The following is a 22,779-nucleotide window of genomic DNA, read 5'->3' as shown; positions in this document are numbered from 1 at the left end:
TCGATCACCCAGGCGTTCGAACCCCGAAGTCCCCACGACTTCACATTCAACATTTTCACATCATTTCAATCCTACTGCTGAACTACAGATGTCCAAGCACGCACCGGCCATCAAACCGGCTGACGACCCAGCCTTCAAATTGCCAGCCTCCCTGTCGGCACTCAGCCTTCCGCTTTGTATTGGCGGTGTGTTGGTCCTGATCGTAGGCTGGTTGATTGCGACCTATGGCGTTGACCAACCCAAGTTCGGCATGTCGGCCTACCTTGCTGCGTTCATGTACTGCTTGACGCTCGTACTGGGGTCACTGTTTTTCGTGATGATCCAGCACTTGGTACGAGCCGGATGGAGCACCGTGGTTCGCCGGATCGCCGAATTGGTGATGGTCATGATCGTACCAATGGCGGTTTTGTTCCTGCCGATTCTGGTCACGCTGTGGACCAGTGACGCCGCACTCTACCGCTGGGATAGCCCGACGTTTGCTCAAGACAACCATCTTGACGAAGCGATGTGGGCCAACAAAACCATGTGGCTTTCACAGGACTGGTTCACCATCCGTGCCTGCATTTACTTTGCGATCTGGATCGGCTTGGCCGTTTATTACTTCCGCGGCAGCGTGGAACAGGACGAAACAGGCGAACGTGCTGCGACCGATCGCATGCAGTTTTGGAGCGGCCCCGCCGTCATGCTGTATTGCGGTAGCATGACCTTTGCGATGTTCGACTGGGTGATGAGCCTGGCGCCGATGTGGTTCTCGACAATGTTCGGCGTCTACCTGTTTGCCGGTGCGATCCTGTCGGCTCACTGTATCCTTGCCGTTGCCGCCTACTTGCTTCAACAAGCTGGCGCGATGCGAGACGAGGTGACGGTCGAGCACTACCATGACTTGGGCAAGCTGATCTTCGGCTTTATCACGTTCTGGACCTACATTTCATTCAGCCAGTATCTGTTGATCTGGTACGCGAACATCCCCGAAGAAACGGAGTGGCTGTACCACCGTCAATTGGGAACCTGGGGCACCTTGTCGCTAGTCTTGGTTTTTTTGCACTGGATGTTGCCATTTCTCGGTACGATGAGCATGTATGTTCGCCGTCGCCCGCGATGGATCTTCTTCTGGGCGTTTTACGTCCTGGTCATGCACTATATTGATATTTACTGGATGGTGATGCCCGAGGCGCATGCTGGCGTCCCTGGTGCTCACGGATCGGCCGGCGGAGCTCTCGGCGTGGTGGCGAGCGTATTGTGCGTCCTTGGAATGGTCGCGTTGATGGTTGGACTTGTCCTTCGCGTCGCCAGCCAGACCCGGATTGTTGCGGTCCGCGACCCCCGGCTGGCCGAATCGATTGCCTTCGAAAATATTTAGTCGACAGATCTCCCCCCTCAGCGATCCCGACTTCCCCTTACTTCACACGCATTAAACGCTTGAAACAGATTTAGAATAGTTATGGCCCAATACGATGACTTAAATGTGAGCCGCATTTTCACTGTCGGAGTGATCTCGGTGGTCGTTACTGCGGTTACCGCTTTGGCGGTCCAAGTGTTTTACTTTTCCATTTCGCAGTGGCACTTAGAAGCTAAGAGCGCGATGGGCAGCTATCAACGCCAAAACGAAGTCCTCAACCAACAAACAGAGCGGATTTCGGTTTACGGCGTCGACGAAGAAACAGGCAAAATCACCATCCCGATCGACAAGGCAATTGAGCTGGTCGTGGCGGAAAGCAAAGACGAAGAAAAGCAGAAAGACGCAGACAAAAAAGCATCGAATGACCAAGTTGATCCAAGCAAGGCGTAGGTTTGCCGGCAGCCAATCGGCCGTCAACAAACCGCAAACCCCCAACGTCATCGCCGCGATGATGCTGTTGTTGGTCGGTTTGTGCGCTACCGCTCCTGCGGCGATGGCCCAGGACGGTGGGGTGCGTGAAGGTGCCCCGGTCACAAACAATTTGCTGCCATTGGAAGCCCGCGGGATCACGGTCGAACAAAAACTGGGCGACCTTGTTCCGTTGGATCTACCTCTGCTCGATTCGCTTGGACGAAAAACGAAAACCGGATATTACATTGATAGCAAACGGCCGACGATCATCACGCTGAACTACAGCAACTGTCCCATGCTGTGCAACGTGCAACTGAATCGATTGGCCGATTCGCTCAACAAGCTTGAACTGAAAATTGGCGAAGACTTTCAGATTTTGACGGTCAGCATTGACCCCAAAGAATCAACCGAACGTGTTCGCGAGACAAAACAAAAGTACATCGATCAACTAACGAACCATCCCAAGGCTGCCGACGGCTGGGCGTTTTGCACGGCAAAACAACCTGTGATCACCAAATTGGCCGATGTGCTTGGGTTTCGTTACCGATACGACGCACGAAGCAAAGAATACAACCATCCCGCGATGCTCGCGTTCATCTCGCCTGAGGGTGTGATCTCGCGGTACTCGCTGGCAATCGACTTTCCCACCGACCAACTGAAACTCGCACTTGTCGAAGCGGGCGAAGGAACCGTGGGAACCCCGGTCGACCAATTTATCCAGTGGTGTTACAGCTACGATCCCGATTCCAATAGTTACACCTGGCACGCCTGGCGACTAATGCGACTCGGCGGAGCTGCGATGATCGGATTGATGCTTGCCTGCTTGGCGCCGTATTGGCTGGGCCGCAAAGGCGGAGTATCGGTCGTCCCCAGGGATGACACTGAAATGCTGAACGGCGGCGAAACGATGACCGATGCAGTCGACAACGACTTGAATGTAAAAAACGAAACGTAACCTCGATTGCCAACAATCGAGACTTGCTGGAGCGAATGCGAAGCATCCGGCTTGAACCCAAATTTTATTTTGCAACTGACTAACAGATAAACGATGGCTATGTTACCTGCCGCATTTTCCCTGCTGAGCGATTACACCGAAGACTACGCTTGGTTTCCGGATTCCGCGTCGACATTCGCTGCAGATTCGGATTGGCTTTATTATGCCATCACCGCCGTCTGCGTTTTCTTCTTTATCCCGATCTCGATTTGCTTGTTCTACTTTGCTGCAAAGTACCACAAGCCCAAGGGACAGAAGGCAGAGAGCCAAGTCTCGCACAACACCCCGATCGAATTGTTGTGGTCGATCGGCCCTTCGATCTTCATGGTCGGCATGTTTGTGATGGGCGCCCGTGCCTACCTCGACATGCGAACGATTCCTGAAGGTGCCAACGAAATCGGCGTGCAATCGTCCAAGTGGAGTTGGTCGATGGATTACGGCCGCGGCACCTACCATCCTGAATTGCACCTATTGGTCAACGAACCTGTCAAATTGACGATGCAGAGCAGTGACGTCATTCACAGCTTGTACATCCCCGCATTTCGCGCCAAGAAAGACGTGGTTCCCGGTCGTTACAACTACATGTGGTTCCACCCCACCAAGGTGACCGAGAAAGTCAGCGACGAAGAACTTGCCAAGGCGACTCAGTGGACCAAGGAAAGCGCCACCGCGTGGGATTACGACAAATGGCAATTCACCCCCGATGGCTATCGGTTCTATGACCTGTACTGTGCCGAGTACTGTGGGCAAGACCATTCGCAAATGCAAACTGTTGTCGTCGTTCACGAAACGCGTGAAGATCTCGACGCTTGGATCAAAAAATATAGCAGTCGTGGTACCGACACGCTGGAAGCTTACGGCGAGAAACTGTATGCCCGTCGCGGATGTGTCGGCTGTCACACAAACAATGGAACAAGCGGAACAGGTCCGACCTACAAAGACGCCTTTGGCACGACTCGCCAATTGGCCAATGGCGAGAAGGTGATGATGGACGAAAACTACGTCCGCGAATCGATCCTTGTGCCGAAAGCCAAGGTCGTCGCCGGTTTCCAACCTGTGATGCCTAGTTACAAGGGACAACTCAGCGACGACGATTTGGATTCGCTGGTCGCCTACATCAAGTCGCTTTCGGCCAACGCCGAACCGGCATCGGAAGCTGCGGCCGAGGAAAAAGCCGAAGAGAAAACAGAGTAAACCGGGTGCCGTGAACGATCGTTTTTCACTCGCGTCTGAGGCAGATCGAGAAAAAACGTCCTTGAGCCCCACCACCGCAGTCTTCAGAATGAAGCTGTGAACCGAAACCATTTGAAATAACGACCGACGTTTGTCGGCTCAACGATAGAAGACTGACGCATTTCCTGCGTTTGACGAGGTATTTGAGATGTCTGCTGGAACCATTCGCGACCCTGGGTTTCCCACCGAGCGAGAAAACTATCTGACGAATTCCAAGGGAATTCTGAGTTGGATGTTCACGCTGGACCACAAACGAATCGGCGTGATGTACCTGATCGGGGTCACGGTATCGTTCGCGTTGGGCGGTCTGCTCGCGCTGGCGATTCGTTTGCACTTGATGGATCCCGAAGGCTGGATGTTCCACGGTGCGAACGCCAACAACATTTACAACCAAGTGTTCACGCTGCACGGCGCGATCATGGTGTTCTTGTTCATCATCCCAAGTATCCCCGCGGCACTCGGAAACTTCTTAGTTCCGGTGATGCTGGGGGCAAAGGATGTGGCCTTTCCCAGGTTGAATCTGAGTAGTTTCTATCTGTGGGTTTTCGGGGCAATCTTCTTTGTCATGGCACTGTTTTCGAGTGGACTCGATACAGGTTGGACGTTCTACACGCCTTACAGCACAACGACCGACACGTCGGTCATCATGGCCACGATGGGGGCGTTCATTCTTGGGTTTAGCTCGATCTTTACCGGTTTGAACTTCATCGTCACGATCAACACAATGCGTCCGCCGGGGATGACATGGTTCCGCATGCCGTTGTTCTTGTGGGCAACCTACGCGACCAGCATCATCCAAGTTTTGGCGACGCCCGTACTTGGGATCACCCTGCTATTGCTGATCGCCGAGCGAACGATGCAGATCGGGATTTTCAATCCTGAATTCAACGGTGACCCGGTGACCTACCAGCACTTTTTCTGGTTCTACAGTCACCCTGCGGTTTACATCATGATTTTGCCTGCCTTCGGTATCATCAGCGAAATCATCAGCGTTCACAGCCACAAGCACATCTTTGGCTATCGCTTTATCGCCTACTCGTCCATCGCGATTGCATTGCTGGGATTCCTGGTTTGGGGACACCACATGTTCACCGCAGGAATGAGCTCGCTGACGACGATCGTATTCAGTGCGTTGACCTTTACGGTTTCGATTCCATCGGCGATCAAGGTATTTAACTGGTTGGCCACGATGTACAAAGGGTCGATCAGCTTGACCGCCCCCATGTGCTACGGCATCTCGTTCATCTTTTTGTTCACGATTGGTGGTTTGACCGGGTTGCACTTGGGAACCTTGGCGACGGACCAACACTTGCACGATACCTACTTCGTTGTCGCTCACTTTCACTATGTGATGGTGGGTGGGACGTTGGTTGCGTTCCTCGGCGGCGTGTTCCACTGGTGGCCGAAGTTGTTTGGCAAGATGTTCAACGAAACAGGTGGCCGGATTTCCGCACTGCTCGTGTTCCTCGGTTTCAACTTGACGTTCTTGCCACAGTTCGTGCTCGGTAGCCGTGGAATGCCACGACGTTACGCGACGTACGATCCCGAGTTTGCTTTCTTGCATCAAATGAGCACCTATGGTGCGTTGCTGCTGGGCTTTGGCATCTTGGTCGCGTTCATCACGCTGATGCATTCATTGTTCCGAGGCAAACGAGCTCCTGCGAATCCATGGGGCGGAGCGACTTTGGAATGGAACTGCACCAGCCCACCACCGTTCTACAACTTTGAACGTGCTCCGGTTGTGGGTGACCCCTACGACTTCCACGACATCGAATGGGAAGAATCGGACGAACGCTACGTGACGGTTCAACCTGAACGCAAATTGGCTCCGGAGTCGGATCCGGCGAAATCGCCAGCTCACGCAAGCCACAAGCACTAGTCGTTCATCATCAACGATTGATTTACCGCGGTATTCCCCTGTCGAGTGCCGCGGCTCCTGACACTTTCAACCTTTTTCCTGCTTCCAATCTTCATGTCCACTCTCGAAGCTGATTCCGCGACTGACGCTCACGGCGCTCATGATCATGACCACGATCACCCGTCGTATTTGGCGCATCATTTTGACACTCCTGAACAACAGTTCGACAGTGGCAAGCTTGGCATTTGGATCTTCCTTGTTACCGAAGTCCTGTTCTTCGGTGGCATGTTTTGCGCCTACGCGATCTTTCGCTCGTTGCGTCCGGAAGTCTTTGAAGGTTGCAGCCAGTTCCTCAATACTAAACTGGGCGCGATCAACACCGGCGTGCTGCTATTCAGTTCGCTGACGATGGCTTGGGCCGTTCGCTGTTCACAAACCGAGAACCACAAAGGCTTGACCGCACTGCTGGCAACCACGCTGTCATGTGCGATGGTCTTCTTGGGCGTCAAAGCGATCGAGTACTCGCACAAGTTCCACATGGGATTGTTGCCCGCGGGACTCTTTAGCTACGACCCCGCCCATCCGCATCACGAGGGTGGTCCCAACTACTTGTTGTGGATCTGTTTCCCCTTCATCATCGCCCTGATCGGTGTGGTGGTTTGGTACGCAATCGCGGTACTTCAAGGTAAAAAATTCCAAGCCGCCGTCGCACTGCCTTTGATCGTCGTTTGTGCAAGCTTCTTTGGCGGCGTCGGACTGGGTACGATTCTCGAAAGTGGCGATTCGACCGAAGCACACGCCTCCGAGTCGGGCGAGCACGCCGGAGAAGAGCATGCTGGCGAAGAGCATGCGGTTGTCGCGAGTCACGATCATGCCGAAAACGCAGATCACGCGAAACCAGAATCACTTGCAACGCTTGAAAACCAAGTTGCGGGTACCGAGTACGGCGTGCAAGAGCGATTGGCAACCGACGCGACCAACACCGGTGTTCAAAACGAATTGAGCGCGATGGAACGTCAATCGGCGATGGCCAGCGGATCGGCTATTGTGGGTCAATACGAAATTGATGCGACAATCGATTCGGTACCGAGTGAATTTTTGACACCGAGCCGAGCGGGCGTCTTCTTTAGCATCTACTACTGTATGACCGGAGTCCACGCGATCCACATCCTGGCGGGCATCGGAGTGTTGGTCTGGTTGTTGGTGCGATCAGTTCGCCAAGAATTCAATCACAACTACTTTGGCCCGGTCGACTACGTCGGTTTGTATTGGCACTTGGTCGACTTGATTTGGATCTACCTGTTCCCATTGTTGTATCTGATTCGCTAACGCATTCATTGGTTTTTGCGGCCCCACGTCATCGCATTGGCGAACGTATCGAACGGGGCCTCGGCTTGACGACACACACAACTCATTCGATTTACCGATTATGTCCGCTCACGATTCCGCTTCTTCTGACCATGCCGCTGGTGAACATCGCGAAGGCTATGACTTTGCTCACCCGTTGCCGTTGCCGATTTTGTTTGGCGTCTTCGCCGCGCTCGTTTTCTTGACGATCGTCACTGTTGCGCAAGCAAGTTTTAGCTTTTTCGGCGATTACGACGTGGTCGTGGTAATGGCAATCGCGACGGTCAAAGCGTCGCTTGTCGTCATGTTTTTCATGCACGTCTTGTACGACAAACCGTTTAACGCTGTCGTATTTGTCTCGTCCTTCGTGTTTCTGGGGATCTTTATCATCTTCACGCTCAGCGACAGCTTGCTGACGTCTCCCGACCAGATCCCTGTGGACGACGGCATCGTCATCACGACCACCGATTCCTAGGATCGGCCTTCGGTAACTCGCAGCGGAGCGAAGTTCCGGCATGGCGGCTCAGTGATGAGCTCGCCATCACTTACGAATCCTGCCGGATCTGCATCCCGGATCCGCATCGCTTGGGGCAAATTGATCCGGCCGGGCCCTCTCCCTTAGATTGGCTGCAACGCGTCGCTATAGGCGCCCCCGATGCTCAATGCGATCCGCAAGATCAAAAAGACCAGCACGCCCATGGTGCCGAGCCAGACGATGCCGGTCGCAAGTCCTGCCAGCGTACCGACCGCACGCTTCGCTTTCTCGTCATACTCTTGAGCGAGCATGTCGATCGATTCGGCGTCGGTTCCCGACAACTCAGATATCTCCACTCGAGTGATGAACTCATCGGGAAATAACCGCGTCGCCTTCAATGCCCCTGAGAGTGAATCGCCACCGAGGATCGCCTCTTCGGCATCCTTGCCGACACTTTTGTAGTAGTCGCTATCGGTGCTTTCGAGTGCCAAGTAGATCGAGCGAATCGGATCGAGTCCCGCATCCAGACTAAGCGACAAGGTCCAGCAAAATCGCGACAATGTGATTGTCTGCAAAGCTGGGCCTAGCACCGGAATCATGTAGAGCAGCGGAATCAGATTCTGGACCCCGCCGACATTTCGCATGAACGCCCAGATGGCCGCGCCGACGAACAGCGAAAAGACAAACAAGTAAGCCCAAAGTTTCAAAACGCCCTGGGTGCCGGTCAGCCCGAATCCGAGCATATCGGCCATATTAAATTGGCCCATCAACCAAATGAATAGCGACACCACCAACACGGCCAAAATCAATTGAATCGCAGGCCATGCGAGCGAACTGATAAATTTCTGACGCAGCGCCAATCGGTGTTTGTAATGCTCGGCCAGCGACAGCAGGGCACGCTCTAGTCGCCCGGTGGCTTCGCCCACGCGAACCATCGAGATCAACAGCGGTGGGAAAAACGGATCCTCTCGCTTCATCGATTCACTCAGCAGTTCACCCTGTTTGGCCGCCTCGCGAATCGCCACCATCGCCGCGCGTTGACGAGGTGGGCCATAGCCCGCTTCGCTCTGCAGCATCGCTAGCAAATCGGCCCCCGCTTTGATGCCGGTTCCAAATCGATAGCAAAAGCCAGAGGCAGCGGACAGCTTCATTCGGCGAGAAAACACAGGACAACGGCCTCAAAAAAATCACAGCGAGTCAACAGAACCAGATGATGATCTGCCTATTGTGCCGTGTCACGAGGCTGAAAAGTAGCCAGCGACGCTATTTCGGCCGCTGACAGCGAAAAAAGAGTCGTTTTTTTGGGGTGACGCCGAATCAGAAACCGCCGCCACTCAGGCTGCTGGATTCATCGATTCGCGTGATTTCCGCAAACGCTGCTGGTACTCGGACATCGATTCTTCGAGTTGGCGAAGCTGCTCGGCCGCGGTTTGGGCGAGATCGATAAAGATCGTTTTTCGCTTGCCGATCATGCACCACGACGGTTCTTGCCCATCAAGCAATTCGGTGCGGACATGAAATCCCAAGTCGCGAGCTTGTTGAGTGCGACGACGCAGTCGCTGAACCACGTTTTCGTCAGCAATTTTTGAATCACTTGCTTGATTCCGCATCGGTCGATCCATCACACAGTAAAAAAATGGCGGGGCAAAACTAAAGTGGCGTGACAAAAATAGCGGGCTAATGAAAACAGTTTGCCTAGTCGGAATCCTTTCGCAGCCCAGGGGACACCGATCGACTCGGCTAGCGTGGCAAACTATGCAGGTACGATCATACGAGGTGTAGCGGATCGACGGGCTTCGACGATAGATCATTTACAGTCGCATTGGCATCAGTGCCACCTGATCCACCGCAGCGACTGTGTCGATAAACCGGCCGCATTCGCTCGCATGAAACCGTATCACTATGTCATCATCTCCTCTGCCATCTCGCAACGACGCGCAAGCGGAAATCCAATACCTTCGTGCGGAAATGCGGAAACTGCAAAGCCTCGCTTCGTTGGGGGAATTGATGAGTACCGCGACTCATGAATTCAACAACGTGTTGATGACCGTGATCAATTATTCGAAGCTGGGAATTCGCAATCGTGATGACGCCAGCCGCGACAAGGCGCTCAGCAAAATCCTTGAAGCGTCCGAACGAGCCGCCAAGATCACCAACACGATTTTGGCCCAAGCTCGCAATCGCAGTGAATCGATGGAGCCGACTGATTTGGCCAGCATCATCAACGATTCATTGGTGCTATTGGAGCGTGAGATGCGAAAGTACCGCATCAGCATCGAAACCGAAATCGATGCCTCGACTCCGAAAGCATTCGCCAGCGGCAATCAGATCCAACGCGTCTTGTTGAACCTGCTGATCAATGCACGACAATCGATGCCCGAAGGGGGCACCATCCTTGTCAAGCTCACGCGCTCGGCACAGGACGAGTGGGTGGAGCTGATGATTCGCGACAGTGGTTGCGGAATCCCCAAGTCCGAATTACCTCGCATTTTTGACTCCTTCTTTACCACGAAGGCGGGTCCCGACGAATCAGGAAAAGGGGGCACTGGCTTGGGATTGGCCGCCTGCAAAGAAATCATCGACACCCACAAAGGTCGCATCCGAGTGGAAAGCACCGTCGGTCGCGGCACCGCATTTGTGATTCGCTTGCCGATCGCAAACGGACAACAAGCCGCCGCCTAACCGTGGGATAGGCTGCTAGCCTGTCATCAGTGGTTATCAACTTCAAGGTAGCGAAACTCGCGCGTGAGTTTCGGTCAACGCCGTCACCCCCCAAAAGTCTTGGCGACTTTCGCTACACCCGAATCGCATCGGACCAACAAACGAGAACAGGATCATGTTTGGACCGAGTTTCATCACCGACATTCGCGATGGCCAAGCTCAACTGCGTTCGTGGCGGTGTGGCCGAATCGTGATGCAAGGTGGCCGGTTTGTCAAAGTCCAGCGGCGGCTCGTCGCGGGCAGCGTGTCGGTAGCCCAGGTGTGGTGGCAATCGAAATATGGGCGAATGAACGACGACGTCTGTTGGCTGGATTACCATCAACCGTTTGGCATGCCTGGCTTCTTGACGCTCGACTACATTCGCTCGGGCCATCAGGCAGGTTACAAAACCTTTATCGGTGCCATCCGTGTGCTCGAGGAAATTGCCCGTATTCGCAACGCTGCCGCAATCGTCGCGCATGTCACTAACGGTGCGATCAGCGACCGCTTGCTCGAGCGAAACGGATGGCAGCGGCATCTACAACAGTGGTCCGGCCGACACTGGATCCGCCGTTTCTACGACGGGTATCCCGAATCGGCCGTGACGCGTTATACCGCGTAGCGAATGTCGCGAAGACGTTCGTCAACACCATCCCAGCATGCGAAACTCTTGGCGAGTTTCGCTACTGGAAATGTCGCTCGGGGGTGCCTATTCGTCGTCGCGGATCTTGGCCAATACCGAGAAATCTTCGAGGGTCGACGTATCGCCGCCGATCTCGTTGCCCGACGCGATATCTCGCAGCAAGCGCCGCATGATCTTGCCGCTTCGTGTTTTCGGCAGCGATGCAGTGAACCGCAGATCATCGGGTTGCGCGAGTGCTCCGATCTGCTTCCGCACATGCTGCTTCAGCTCTGTCCGCAACGCCTCGTCGGGTTCGCGATCACGGATCGTGACAAATGCCGCGATGGCTTGCCCCTTGATTTCATCGGGCCGTCCCACGACCGCCGCCTCACAGACCGCATCGTGGCTGACCAGTGCACTTTCGACTTCGATCGTGCTGAGCCGGTGTCCTGAGACATTGATCACATCATCGATGCGGCCCATGATCCAGTAGTAGCCATCTTTGTCTCGACGCGCGTTATCGCCGGTGAGATATTTTCCGGGAACCATCGACCAATATTGTTCGGCATAACGATCTTCGTCACCCCAGATGCCTCGCAGCATGCCCGGCCACGGTTTGGCGATACACAACATACCGCCGTGGTGATCGTCGACTTCGTTTCCGGTTTCGTCCACGATCGCTGGCACAACGCCCGGCAGCGGAGTGGTGCAGGAGCCTGGTTTGGTTGCGGTGATCCCCGGCAGCGGACTCATCATGATGCCGCCTGTTTCGGTTTGCCACCACGTATCGACGATCGGGCAACGCTCGCCGCCAATCTTTTTGTGGTACCACATCCAAGCTTCGGGATTGATCCCTTCACCCACGCTTCCCAGCAATCGCAAACTCGATAGATCATGCTTGTCGACATGCTCGTCGCCCCATTTGATGAACGCACGGATTGCGGTCGGAGCGGTGTACAAAATCGTTACTTTGTACTTCTCGATCAGCTCCCAAAAACGATCTTCGGCGGGAAAGTTTGGCGCGCCTTCATACATCAAACAGGTTGCCCCTGCGGACAACGGACCATAGACGATATAGGTGTGCCCGGTGATCCAGCCACAATCGGCGGTGCACCAATAGACATCGTCCTCGCGATGATCAAACACCCACTGGAACGTTCGTTTGGCCCACAGATTGTAGCCCGCGGTGGTGTGCCGAATTCCCTTGGGTTTCCCGGTGCTGCCGGAGGTATACAGAATGAATAACGATGCTTCGCTGTCCATCGGCTGGGCAGCGATTTCACCGGGCTGTGTATCGACCACATCGTGCCACCACACATCGCGTCCGTCGGTCATCGCGACATCGTCTTGGCCGGTACGTTTTAGCACCAAACAGTGTTTGACGGTGGGCGATTTTTCGAGCGCTTCGTCTACCGTTTTCTTGAGCGGCAAAATCTTGCCTCGGCGGTACAGCCCGTCCGCGGTGATCATCAATTTCGCACCGGCGTCGTTGTTCCGATCAACAATCGACTCGGCACTAAAGCCCGCAAAGATAACCGAGTGGACTGCACCAATGCGGGCACAAGCCAACATCGAGATCGCAAGCTCGGGCGTCATTGGCATGTAGATACTGACCACGTCGCCTGCACCCACGCCGAGCTGTTTTAGCCCTTCGGCGCATTTGCAAACTTCGCGGCGAAGTTCACTGTAGCTTAGCGTCCGCGTATCGCCCGGTTCGCCTTCCCAAATGATGGCCGCGCGATCGCCTCGGCCGGCGTCGATGTGTCGATCTAAACAGTTGTAGCTGGCGTTGGTTTTTCCACCAACAAACCACTCGGCGTGAGGCGGATTCCACTTGCACACTTCGCCGAACGGCTCGAACCAATGCAGATGCTCGAGCGCTTCTTCACGCCAAAAGTCATCCGGATTTTCAGCCGCACGCTTGTACATCTCCTGATACTGGTCCGTCGTCGAAAAAACGGCCTTCTGAGTAAATTCGGCGGGGGGCGGGAACAAACGATCTTCGGTCAGAACGTGGTCAATTTGCCCTGAGGGAGATTTGGTCATGGAGGGAAAGCCAATCAGGAAAAAGGGGGGGAATCGATCGAACGCGAAGGCCCAATCTTGATGCTTACAAACGCGTTTGCAAACGCACAGTGTAATGGAATCGGCACCGCAATTTCACCACACAATGGATTTTATACCCGCATTGCGACCAGCTTACGACGGCCAACCCTCTCCATGTGCCTCCACAGCAAGCATCACCAGCCCACAAATAGGGGGCAAACGAAAAAATGGGCCAATCCAATGACGAGTAAGATTGTGATTGAGGACCCTGCTCAGGACTCGAGTCGCATCCCGCCTGCGCTTTGGACAAAGACGACTCGCGATAGACCGCCCGCCAACTTTTCAGTGCGATAGAAGAACGCCTCTTCGTCGCCGATGTTGGGTGGTTGCATGCCCAGGAATACCATCGCGGCGTTACGGCTTGTCGTCTGGATTGCTAATTCAGGATCTTTCGAGACGACAACTTTGGTAACGCCAGGAATTCTGGCTGCCTTTAATAGTCCATTCAGGTGATTTCGCACTTCGTCGATTCCGGCTTCGTTGTCCACGACCCGCAAGAGTCGCAACTCACGTCCTCGCCAATCTTCGTTCTGCAATAGCAGGTGTGCCAACAGCACCATCAATTCGCCATTGGCACGTCCGCGCCACCAAACGTCCACAGTGCCGCTTGGGGGTTTCCAATCGTCGGCGGGTTCATCCGTGCGGCGGAGCACGACGGCACTGCGTGATAGTCCTCGCAAGTTTCGAAGCAGGCCACCGAAAATCTTCATGCGGTCGACCGAAAGTGGGCAACCAAGCAGCACGGCGTTGGGACGCAGTCGGCCTAACCCTTGGCACTGCACCAGTGCTTCGACGCCGGTCACATAGTCGCTGGCGACCACCACGGCGGGAAACGCGTTCAGCCCGTGCTCGCCAATCATCGCGTGCAGCATTCTTTCTTGCGAGATTCGACGCCGATGGCGATCATCCAATTCGCCTTGGATGACTTGCCCAAGCGTCAAAATGCCCGTGCGTGACGTCAACCAATGTCCAAAGACCACCAGATGAGGACGCGAAAAACCGGTGCCGCTGAGCGCCAATACAAACGGTCGCCAATTTTTGGGATGATAAAGCTCGCCTTCGAGTTTTAACAAATTTTTGCGTGTTCGCTCGAACAGCAAACCGCTGGTGACGTTACCGAAATCGGCGGAGAGATCGATTTTTGACAAATACCAATGCAAAGCGGCGAACAGCGAAATCGCTACAAACGCCCATTGCCAATCGATCAACAGCATGACGATCCCGCATCCGATCGCACCCGCGAGCGACGTGGTCCAGTGGCAAAATTTGAATCGAGGACGGTAGCTAGGGTTTTTGGTGATCGATTCATAGAAGGTGGCGAGATTCAGCAGCCCATAGGTCACCAAAAATGCCATCGTGATCAGCGGTGCAATCGTGTTGAGGTCGGCAAGCAGGATGCCGGCTTGCGAGATCAAAAACGTCACAAAGATGGCGCGTCGTGGTTCCGAATTGGCACCCGACCCGATCCCCAGTGGTTGGAGCCAACGGAACAACCGGTCGCGGGCCAGGGACTGCAGAATCCGCGGTGCTCCCATCATGCTGCCCAGCGCCGAAGAGATCGTTGCGGCGAACACCCCCGCAGCGATCAACGCAGGCATCACCGCAATATCCGAGAGCACCAAGTTGTTGGTGATCAAGGTTTCGCGGTCACGACATCCTCCGATCAGAATCGCTTCGGAAATGTAGATCAGCCCGGTAACAAAGACCGCAGCGAGAGTCCCCAAGGGAATCGAGCGAGCAGGGTTACGGAGATCGCCCGACATGTTTGCTCCCGCCATGATCCCCGTCACGGCGGGAAAGAACAACGCGAACACAGTCCAAAACGACTCACCGCCACTGAACCCGCTGCCCGTATTTTGCAGGAAAATGCCTGCGTCAAACTGCGTCCAAGCTCCAGCGTAAAACGAAAACAGGGCAAACAGCACCGCCGCCAGAATCAGAAACTGCAGCTTCATCGTCCACGCGGCGCCGATGGCCACACAGCCAAATACCGCGATATTGGTAAGCGATGCGACTAACGTGGGCGACGTTCCGTCGGGCAGATAGCCGACCAATGCTTCGGTAAACCCGATCACATACATTGCCACCGATAGCGCTTGAGCGGCGAAGAAGACGAGTCCGATCGCGCCGCCAAATTCTGCGCCCAAACTGCGGCTGATTAAAAAGTACGCACCGCCCCCTTCGACTTTGGTGTTGGTGGCGATCGCGGACAACGAGAGCGTGGTTAACAATGTGATCGCGTTGCTGAACAACACGATCGCCATGGTGCCGATAATCCCGGCTTGGCCAACCACAAACCCAAACCGCAAAAACATGATGACGCCAAGAATCGTCAACATGCAGGGCGTAAAAACCCCTGCGATGGTTCCGAATCCATGTCCACTTCGCTGTTTTGACGCGGCGCTACTTAGGGATGCGGAACTCATCAAGGTTTGCCATCTTGGCGAAGAGTTGATCTAGTGAATGTTTTAAACGCAAAGGATCCGCCGTAAGGCGTATGCAAATGAGGTCGTGCGCAAAACCTCCGCCGCTACGCATCAAGGCTCGCTAATTCAACCGAACGTTTAACTCGCTGCAACCGAACGGGACCCGCACCGTGCCGCTACGAAGCAGGTCAGCAGGAATCAATGGGTGAAAACCTGTTAGCCGCTTGGGCACTAGCCCTGGTTCAGTGGCGACGAAACTGTGACTCACGCCAAAACGCCCAACTAAATCAGCAGTCTCCTACGTCTAGGAGACGTCGCGTGGTTTGAATTTGAAGTTAGAACTTTGCGAGAAGAACTCAATCGGGTTGTCATAAACCACTTTTTTGATCAGTGATTCACGATGACCGCGTCGACGTAATTCAAAGATCAAATCGGGAACCGCAGTCGGTTTACTCGGCCCCCAATCGCCCGCCGAATTCACGAGCAACCGTTCACCTCCGGTCATTTCAATCATGTCCGCCGCTCGTTCCGGCGTACATTTTGTGACCGGATACAGCGTCATGCCTGCCCAAAAACCTCGATCCAGTACTTCGGCAATCGTATGCTCTTCGACATGATCGACAAGGACGCGAGTGCGGTCGAGTCGCTGATCATCGGACAACATATCCAGAATCATCCGCGTGCCTTGGAATTTATCTTCCAAATGCGGCGTGTGAATCAAGATCGATTGGTTATGTTTGATCGCCAATTCGAGATGTTCGAGGAAGATGATCGATTCGTTGCGAGTGTTCTTGTTCAGCCCGATCTCGCCGATTCCGAGCACGTTGGCGGCTTCGAGGAATTCGGGGATCATCGCAATCACATCGCGCGACAGCGAAACATTTTCGGCTTCTTTGGCGTTGATGCACAGCCAAGTGAAATGTTGGATCCCATACGCGGCCGCGCGTTTGGGTTCGGTTTCGGTGAGTTGGCGAAAGTAATCGCGGAACCCATCGACACTGCCTCGGTCGTAGCCAGCCCAGAAAGCCGGCTCACTCATCGCCACGCATCCCATCCGCGCCAGCGTCGCGTAGTCGTCGGTGGTCCGAGACACCATGTGAATGTGGGGGTCGATGTAGTCCATGGCAAATTAGCTCGAGGTCAAATGGTGTGGGAGTGATAGAGGATGGTGATTCGCAAACGGTTCCCCGCGGCCAACGGGAACGTCTTCCTTAGGGCCAAATCAATCGACTTTTAATTCCGACCGCCAAGCGGGGGAATATTTTCGCGAGAATAGCAATTGCACCCGTTCGGCACGATCGGGTTCTTCGCTCAGCAGCAATCGAATCGCATCATGAATCTTATCGCGTCGCACGCTGATGTCTTCGTCCAGCGGCGTGCCGTCTTGCAGCGACCGATCGACGCGATCGAGTACCGCGGCGATTTCGAGCACCTTCGCTCGAACATCCAAAAAGGATTCCTCGAGAACAATGTTTGCGGGGCGTTGATTCATTGGATTAACAAAGGGTTGTAGGTTCGTTGTTGATACCCAAGAGGGTGGTTTCCATCGCGGGTGCGAGGCCGCCGCGATCCCCGGTGCCTCACCGTGATTATAGAGCATACGCCCGTGGAATCGAATCCGACAAAAAGCCGACGGCATGTCGCATGCGCGGGTGGTCTCACCCCACAAATAGGTGCCGATCGACTCGGTTATTCCGTTTGTGACGTTTGCGGTGTCGATTCACGTTGCCTGAGCAACACATTTTCTGCTGGCAATGCGATTTCATGCACTTCATCAAGCTACGGTTGCCTGACGACATGATGGTGAATGTCCTTCTTGGCACGTCGGATTGATATCGAGACCCCCAACATTGTCATTTGAAGAAGAATGCAAGGTCCTTCACTCACTTTCGCAACGCTCGCCGAGTCCCGCAATGCTGCTGCGGTGGATTTGCTTTTGATCGCGCTCGAAGACAGCAGCGAAATGGTACGGTCGCATTCCGTCGAGTCGTTGTTGCAGCGAAGCGAGCCGCATTGCGCTGAAGCGGTGCTGTCGCGATGGGATATCTTTCCACCCGATTTGTTTGGCCAACTTCGCAAGCGGAAAGCTTGGATCACGCCAGCCGTCCAGAAATCGCTGCAAAACCAAGACGACAACCTTTCGCACGCGATCAACGCGTCGGTGATGATCGGGTTGTACCCGTTGTTGGTCGATTTGATTCCAATTGCAGAATCGCATTCATCCGAAACCATCCGTGAAGCCGCGACCGATGCGATTCTACAGTTGGCTCATGAACTCGGGCACGAGGCACGCGCCAATCGAGACAAACCGTCGGTTCGCACTCCCGTGGTTGCCGCGCTTTCGGAATCGGTCCAGCGGATCCACAAACATAAAAACGAGCAATTGATTGATGCCTTTTTGGTCAATTCGACTTGGGCCGATGCTGAATTGCGACAATTCACATCATCCAGCTCCGAATATTGCAAAATGATCGGCAATCGATTGCTGACCACCCAGCGTGCTGGAATGGTCGAACTGTTGGCTGGGTTTATTTGTCGCCGCAACGTGCCCTCGTTCCTGCTCGAAATTTTGGCCAGCCGCACGGACGACGTGTTTCGTGATTCGCTGTTGCGTGCGATTGGCGAAGAACCCTCACCCACCGTGTTAAAGAATCTGCAAGAACTTGGGATGCCCAAGTGTTGTGCGGACGATGACTCACTAATGGACGCGATCAGTGCGAATCATCGTGCTGCTGCGATTCATGTTTACAGTCAATCGGGTGGCGACCCCCTGGTGTATCTCCGCACGATCGTAGCGGCCATTCATCGTGATGGTCATGGATGCATTCCTGCGGCAGTTGCCGGGATGATGAAATGCAGCATACCTAGTTTCGAAATTTGGCATCAAGCGGCGTTGTTGATCGCCAGCGGGAATCAAGACGCGATTGCTGCGGATTCAGTCGCGTTGCTGCTTGATCATTTGATTCAATTGCTTGATCATCAAGACGCTTCGCTGGTTCGTTCGGTTCGCCGCATCCTCAGCCCGCTACACGCCGACGCGATGTTGCACCGATTGTCGGACATGCCCGAGAAGCATCGACGCGCGTTGGGACGTGTGGTGATGACGATCGATACCGAAGCGATCGCACGGATACGCGACGGGCTCCGTCATCCAGTGCTAAACAAACGGATGGATGCAATTGCCGCAGCGGACGCCTTGGCCGCCGTCGATTTGCTGAGCGATTCGTTCGAGCGGATCTCTCGCGAAGACCACCAGGAAGCACGTGTGCTCGCATGCCAAGTCATGTCACGAGCCGAAAGCAACAGCACGCTATCGCTGTTAAAAGAAATGTCTGCATTGCCCCCCTGCCCGGTGAGTGACGCAGCGATCAAGGCGATCCGATATCGAGAAGCAATGAAAACGTTCTAACGCCAGGAGCGATTTGCCTCTCATTATTTAACGTCTGCTTCTACAAACATCCTTTCACATTGTTATTTTGATTTTCGACATGGCCAATTTAACGTCCTTCCTGTTGTTCGCTGAAACTCGGATGAGTGACGTCAACCTGCATTACAAAGAAACGGCGACCGCAACAAGCGATTCGTCGCTGTGGATGTTGATCACCGCTGCGATCGTGATTGTTTCGTCGCTGGTTGCCTGGCAAATTCAACGTCGCGTCGCACGCAATGCCCATTCCTCGGTTTCGCTGTTCAGCGATCTGTGTTACGCCCACCGGATCAATGGCAAAGGCTGCAAGTTGCTGCAGGCAATTGCGGATGAAGCATCGCTACAGCAGCCAGCGATGTTGTTTTTGGCTGATCATCATTTTGATTCGGCGTTGGCAACAGCAAAACAAACCATGACACTCAAACCCGATCAACTTGCCACGATCGCCATGGTTCGTCGTCGCATGTTCTCGTAACAAACCAAACGAATCGTCTATTTCGTTTTGCGATGCTGAGTGATCAGCGCGTGCATGATGTCGCTGCGACGCACGACGCCGGCTAGCTCATTCGGTTCCGCTCGACCGACGACCGGAATACAGTCGTCGGTTTCGGCTTCGAACAATTCAAAAGCACGCTGCGCGGGTTCGTCGGGGTAAAGAAATGATTCCGTCTCACTCGCCAAATCCTCGGCTCGAATCAACGTCGTAACGCTCTCGTCAAACATCACGTTACTGAGCAGCGGATAGCGAATGACTCCGACTACGCGTTTTCGCTCATCGACCACCGGATAGGTGTTATCGTGGCTGTGTTCGATATGCGCGATGACCTCATCAAAATTTGCCGATTGATGAATACCATTCGTCTTGCGTAACAAGTCGCTGACTTTGACTTTGCTGGCGACCGTGCGTTCGGGTGCATCATGACGAATCGCGGCACGAAATCGGTCGACCACCGCACGCACTTGTTCCAGCGGCGTTCGGCTGGAGTGATTGATCGCTTGAGCCAACGGGACTTCGCCGGTCCGCAACAACGATTGGCGGATAAACAGCGGTCCGATGATCTCGAACACCACCACCGATCCGAGGATGATGTCTTGTATCGGTTTGCCTAATTCGGGATCGCGGTTCGCGGCAATCGTGGATAACGCAATCGCGGCGCCGGCTTGCGCGAACAAGCATGTTCCTAGCCAATGACGCACTTCGAGCGGCTGCCGCGTCAGTCGTGCGGCAGCATAGACGCCTAACCATTTTCCGGCGATACGAAGAACAATATAGAGAGCTCCGATCCCTCCGGCAGCGATAAACGCATTGGCGTCCAAGTGGGTTCCGTGGACGGCAAAGAAAACGACCGCCAGTAGTCCAGACAAGTGGTCGAGTTCGCCGACGATCTTGTTTTTCATGTCCGACGTGTTGGCGACCGTCACGCCCATCACCAAAAACGTGACCATGTAGGGCAGGTGCAGCGAATCGCATGCGCCTAGCAGAAACGTGGTGGTCGCCATCAGCAACACCAACCAGCGGCTGAACTTCAACAGCCCGCATCCGTAGCTAATGATCAAGCCGCCCGCGACCCCCAAGGCAAACGCAGTCCCCAGATTCGAGATCAGCCACTGCAGTTCGCTGGTGATCGTGACCTCCAATTTTCCTTGGAACAGATGGATCACGAGAAAGGCAAACTCGAACAACACGATGCAGGCAAAATTGTTGACCGCGACCAGAAAACCGGTGCTCTCAGTGACCGGGCCTTCGGAGCGAAATTCTTTCAGCACCAAGATGGTCGTCGCCGGTGCCGTGGCGACGGCCAAGCATCCCAGCAAGATTGCGGTGCTGCTGCCATAGCCAAATAGTTTCAGCCCGAGGGTCACCAACCCGCAAGTCAACAGGATTTCGGCTGCTGATAACGCCAGACAGTGAGCGGCGATTCGCCGCACCTTCGAGAATGTAAACTCGCACCCCAGATTAAACAGCACGATGGCCATCGCAAACTCGAGCACCGGCTCGAGCCCGTCGACATGGACTTCGGGAATCCAGTCCAGAACGCTGGGGCCAACCAGCAGGCCGACCAAAAGATAGGCGGTGACTTTGGGCAGATGGAACACATCGGCGAACACGCCCGCAGCCAAACTGACGCCCAGCAACAGCCCTAACGTGCTCGTGATGTGTAAATGAAAATCGCCCATAACCTGACCTGTTCCGATGCCGCTGGTAAAAGCCCAGCGGAAATCAGAAGACGGTTCCGGCCTTAGGGCAATCGACAGACCGTTTGGCTACGGGGGGGGAATAGCGAAGGGATCTGTCCAACGAAGGAATCATGTTGTAGCGAATTCCGCCACCCCCCGCGACACGGCTTGGGGGCAACCATGTTGTGATCGATTGACGCGTTATTCTGCCGCGTCGTCCTTCGTATCACCTTCTTTGTCCGCCGCTTCGGCGTCATCTTCAGGTTCGCCCAGTGTCTCGGCTAGCAGTTTGTCGAGCGTTTTGCCGCGAGCACTCAGCGAGATGACTTTCCCTTCGCCGTTGACCAGAATCGCGGTGGGAATTCCCGAGACGCCATAGTGAACCGCCATCGGATGCTGCCATCCCTTGCTCTCGGGTTCAAAGTTGACCACGTTCACCCAAGGGATCTCTTCTTTTTCAACGTACGACTCGTACGCTTCGGAGGTGCTGTCCATGTTGATCCCCACGATGGCAAACCCAGCATCGCCATATTTCTCGAGGTTCTTTTTCATATTGGGAACTTCACCGCGACAAGGCCCACACCAGCTGGCCCAATAATCGACGAGCACCACTTTGCCACGATAGGCACTCCAATCGAACGTTTCTCCATCGGCGGTTGTTCCACTGAGCTCAAAGAAGTTGCCGGGCAAACGCAAACGACGTGCAGCACCCGCGGCTCGCGGTGCTGCGTCACGCAGCTTGGCGTCCTCGGCTTCTTCTAATCGCGACGCAAGGGCATCGTAGAACGAGGCCGCCAGTTCCGTGTTGTCACCGTAGCCAATCGCGTATGCGAGTTGCGATGCCATTCGGTAATTCGTTTGATCAATCCCGTTTTCGTCAATGATCGCCAGCACCTTGTCAACCAGTTCGCGTTTCTTCTCGTCGGACGCGGTACGAACGGATTGGATTTCTTGCTTGAGTTGTTCCGCAGCGGCGAGTCGCTGAATTTCGTCGCGAGGATCTTTCGCCAGCTCCTCGATGTAGGTGGCGAATCGATCTCGAGCCTCCGGCGAGAAACGTGCCAACATCGCCTGTGCCACTAACGCTTCGTTGATTGCTTTGAGTTCATCTTCGAGCGAGAGGTCTTCGATGCCGCGAATTTTTTCGGTCGTATCAAAGACGCCTTGCATTGATCGCATTACGGTTTCCAGTGTGCGACCACGCTCGCCTTTGACCTTGTCGATAAAGACAAACAATTCTTCTGGCGTCCCGTCGGGAACTTCGATCGGTTTGACTTCTTCCTTTTCTTCTTTCTCAGCTGCCTTCGCTGTTTTATCGGTCTCGCTTGCCGCGTCCGCTTTGTCATCGGCAAAGCTGGTTGACGCTGTCATGGGGATAGCGAGTGCGGAGGCGACGAGCACGACTCCGTATCTTGACCATCTACAAATCATTCGTTGACAAGTTGTCGGAGCCAATCCTTGACGTGCATTGTTTCGTGACCACAGTGTCATGGTAAAACTCTTCTGCGATGAGAGGTTTCGGGATCGAAGTCGCCATGATCGCTCGGCTGGCGAGCCCTGACAGGCGAATTACAGAGGTTATTTATACACCTAAGTCACACCG

The 22,779-nt window shown here is 54.5% G+C and carries 19 protein-coding genes; 11 read left to right on the top strand and 8 right to left on the bottom strand.

The window, feature by feature from the left end:
• Positions 1-88 precede the first annotated feature (88 nt).
• From ABD971_RS10990 to ABD971_RS10960, 7 genes are all read left to right on the top strand, one after another.
• Positions 89-1,360: a hypothetical protein gene (locus tag ABD971_RS10990; protein WP_339940044.1), complete on the top strand. Its 1,272-nt coding sequence runs from the start codon at positions 89-91 to the stop codon at positions 1,358-1,360.
• Between the two features lie 81 nt (positions 1,361-1,441).
• Positions 1,442-1,789 (top strand): hypothetical protein, encoded by a 348-nt coding sequence (locus tag ABD971_RS10985; RefSeq protein ID WP_339940042.1) that lies wholly within the window; start codon positions 1,442-1,444, stop codon positions 1,787-1,789.
• Positions 1,761-2,765: an SCO family protein gene (locus tag ABD971_RS10980; protein WP_345321962.1), complete on the top strand. Its 1,005-nt coding sequence runs from the start codon at positions 1,761-1,763 to the stop codon at positions 2,763-2,765. The genes ABD971_RS10985 and ABD971_RS10980 overlap by 29 nt, the downstream gene beginning before the upstream one ends.
• 93 nt (positions 2,766-2,858) lie before the next feature.
• A complete protein-coding gene (locus ABD971_RS10975) occupies positions 2,859-3,998 on the top strand; it encodes a cytochrome c oxidase subunit II (RefSeq protein WP_345321960.1) in 1,140 nt (379 codons plus the stop codon).
• A gap of 187 nt (positions 3,999-4,185) precedes the next feature.
• A complete protein-coding gene (locus ABD971_RS10970) occupies positions 4,186-5,916 on the top strand; it encodes a cytochrome c oxidase subunit I (RefSeq protein WP_339940037.1) in 1,731 nt (576 codons plus the stop codon).
• A 93-nt stretch (positions 5,917-6,009) separates the two neighbouring features.
• A complete protein-coding gene (locus ABD971_RS10965) occupies positions 6,010-7,224 on the top strand; it encodes a cytochrome c oxidase subunit 3 (protein WP_339940035.1) in 1,215 nt (404 codons plus the stop codon).
• A 100-nt stretch (positions 7,225-7,324) separates the two neighbouring features.
• Entirely contained in the window at positions 7,325-7,717 is a 393-nt protein-coding gene (locus ABD971_RS10960; RefSeq protein ID WP_339940032.1) for a cytochrome C oxidase subunit IV family protein, read from the top strand.
• A gap of 143 nt (positions 7,718-7,860) precedes the next feature.
• On the opposite strand, the gene ABD971_RS10955 is transcribed toward ABD971_RS10960, so the two are convergent.
• On the bottom strand, positions 7,861-8,883 hold the full coding sequence (locus ABD971_RS10955) for a type II secretion system F family protein (protein ID WP_425571290.1): 1,023 nt from the start codon (positions 8,881-8,883) through the stop codon (positions 7,861-7,863).
• A gap of 168 nt (positions 8,884-9,051) precedes the next feature.
• Positions 9,052-9,327 (bottom strand): hypothetical protein, encoded by a 276-nt coding sequence (locus ABD971_RS10950; RefSeq protein WP_339940030.1) that lies wholly within the window; start codon positions 9,325-9,327, stop codon positions 9,052-9,054.
• Between the two features lie 292 nt (positions 9,328-9,619).
• Here ABD971_RS10950 and ABD971_RS10945 point away from each other — a divergent pair, with 292 nt between their 5' ends.
• Positions 9,620-10,399, top strand: coding sequence for a sensor histidine kinase (locus ABD971_RS10945; protein WP_339940028.1), 780 nt, complete (start codon positions 9,620-9,622; stop codon positions 10,397-10,399).
• A 154-nt stretch (positions 10,400-10,553) separates the two neighbouring features.
• On the top strand, positions 10,554-11,039 hold the full coding sequence (locus tag ABD971_RS10940; protein WP_339940026.1) for a hypothetical protein: 486 nt from the start codon (positions 10,554-10,556) through the stop codon (positions 11,037-11,039).
• Between the two features lie 87 nt (positions 11,040-11,126).
• Here ABD971_RS10940 and acs read toward each other — a convergent pair whose 3' ends face one another.
• The 4 genes from acs to ABD971_RS10920 all read right to left on the bottom strand — a co-directional run bounded on the left by acs (position 11,127) and on the right by ABD971_RS10920 (position 17,063).
• Positions 11,127-13,085, bottom strand: coding sequence for an acetate--CoA ligase (gene acs, locus ABD971_RS10935; protein WP_345321954.1), 1,959 nt, complete (start codon positions 13,083-13,085; stop codon positions 11,127-11,129).
• A 272-nt stretch (positions 13,086-13,357) separates the two neighbouring features.
• A complete protein-coding gene (locus ABD971_RS10930) occupies positions 13,358-15,571 on the bottom strand; it encodes an APC family permease (RefSeq protein ID WP_345321952.1) in 2,214 nt (737 codons plus the stop codon).
• 304 nt (positions 15,572-15,875) lie between these two features.
• Positions 15,876-16,694: a TatD family hydrolase gene (locus tag ABD971_RS10925; protein ID WP_339940020.1), complete on the bottom strand. Its 819-nt coding sequence runs from the start codon at positions 16,692-16,694 to the stop codon at positions 15,876-15,878.
• A gap of 99 nt (positions 16,695-16,793) precedes the next feature.
• Positions 16,794-17,063: a hypothetical protein gene (locus ABD971_RS10920; protein WP_339940018.1), complete on the bottom strand. Its 270-nt coding sequence runs from the start codon at positions 17,061-17,063 to the stop codon at positions 16,794-16,796.
• 375 nt (positions 17,064-17,438) lie between these two features.
• Between ABD971_RS10920 and ABD971_RS10915 the strand changes: the two genes are divergently transcribed.
• Both ABD971_RS10915 and ABD971_RS10910 read left to right on the top strand, forming a co-directional pair.
• Positions 17,439-18,980, top strand: coding sequence for a hypothetical protein (locus tag ABD971_RS10915; protein ID WP_345321949.1), 1,542 nt, complete (start codon positions 17,439-17,441; stop codon positions 18,978-18,980).
• A gap of 79 nt (positions 18,981-19,059) precedes the next feature.
• Positions 19,060-19,473, top strand: coding sequence for a hypothetical protein (locus ABD971_RS10910; protein ID WP_345321947.1), 414 nt, complete (start codon positions 19,060-19,062; stop codon positions 19,471-19,473).
• Between the two features lie 17 nt (positions 19,474-19,490).
• Here ABD971_RS10910 and ABD971_RS10905 read toward each other — a convergent pair whose 3' ends face one another.
• Together ABD971_RS10905 and ABD971_RS10900 are read right to left on the bottom strand one after the other, a co-directional pair.
• Complete coding sequence (locus tag ABD971_RS10905; protein WP_345321945.1) at positions 19,491-21,176, bottom strand: cation:proton antiporter domain-containing protein; 1,686 nt, start codon at positions 21,174-21,176, stop codon at positions 19,491-19,493.
• A gap of 201 nt (positions 21,177-21,377) precedes the next feature.
• Positions 21,378-22,547 (bottom strand): TlpA family protein disulfide reductase, encoded by a 1,170-nt coding sequence (locus ABD971_RS10900; protein ID WP_339940010.1) that lies wholly within the window; start codon positions 22,545-22,547, stop codon positions 21,378-21,380.
• Between the last annotated feature and the right edge of the window lie 232 nt (positions 22,548-22,779).

The organism is Novipirellula rosea, assembly GCF_039541335.1.
In the GTDB taxonomy this organism is placed as follows: domain Bacteria; phylum Planctomycetota; class Planctomycetia; order Pirellulales; family Pirellulaceae; genus Novipirellula; species Novipirellula rosea.
This window is presented reverse-complemented; position numbering and strand designations above follow the sequence as displayed.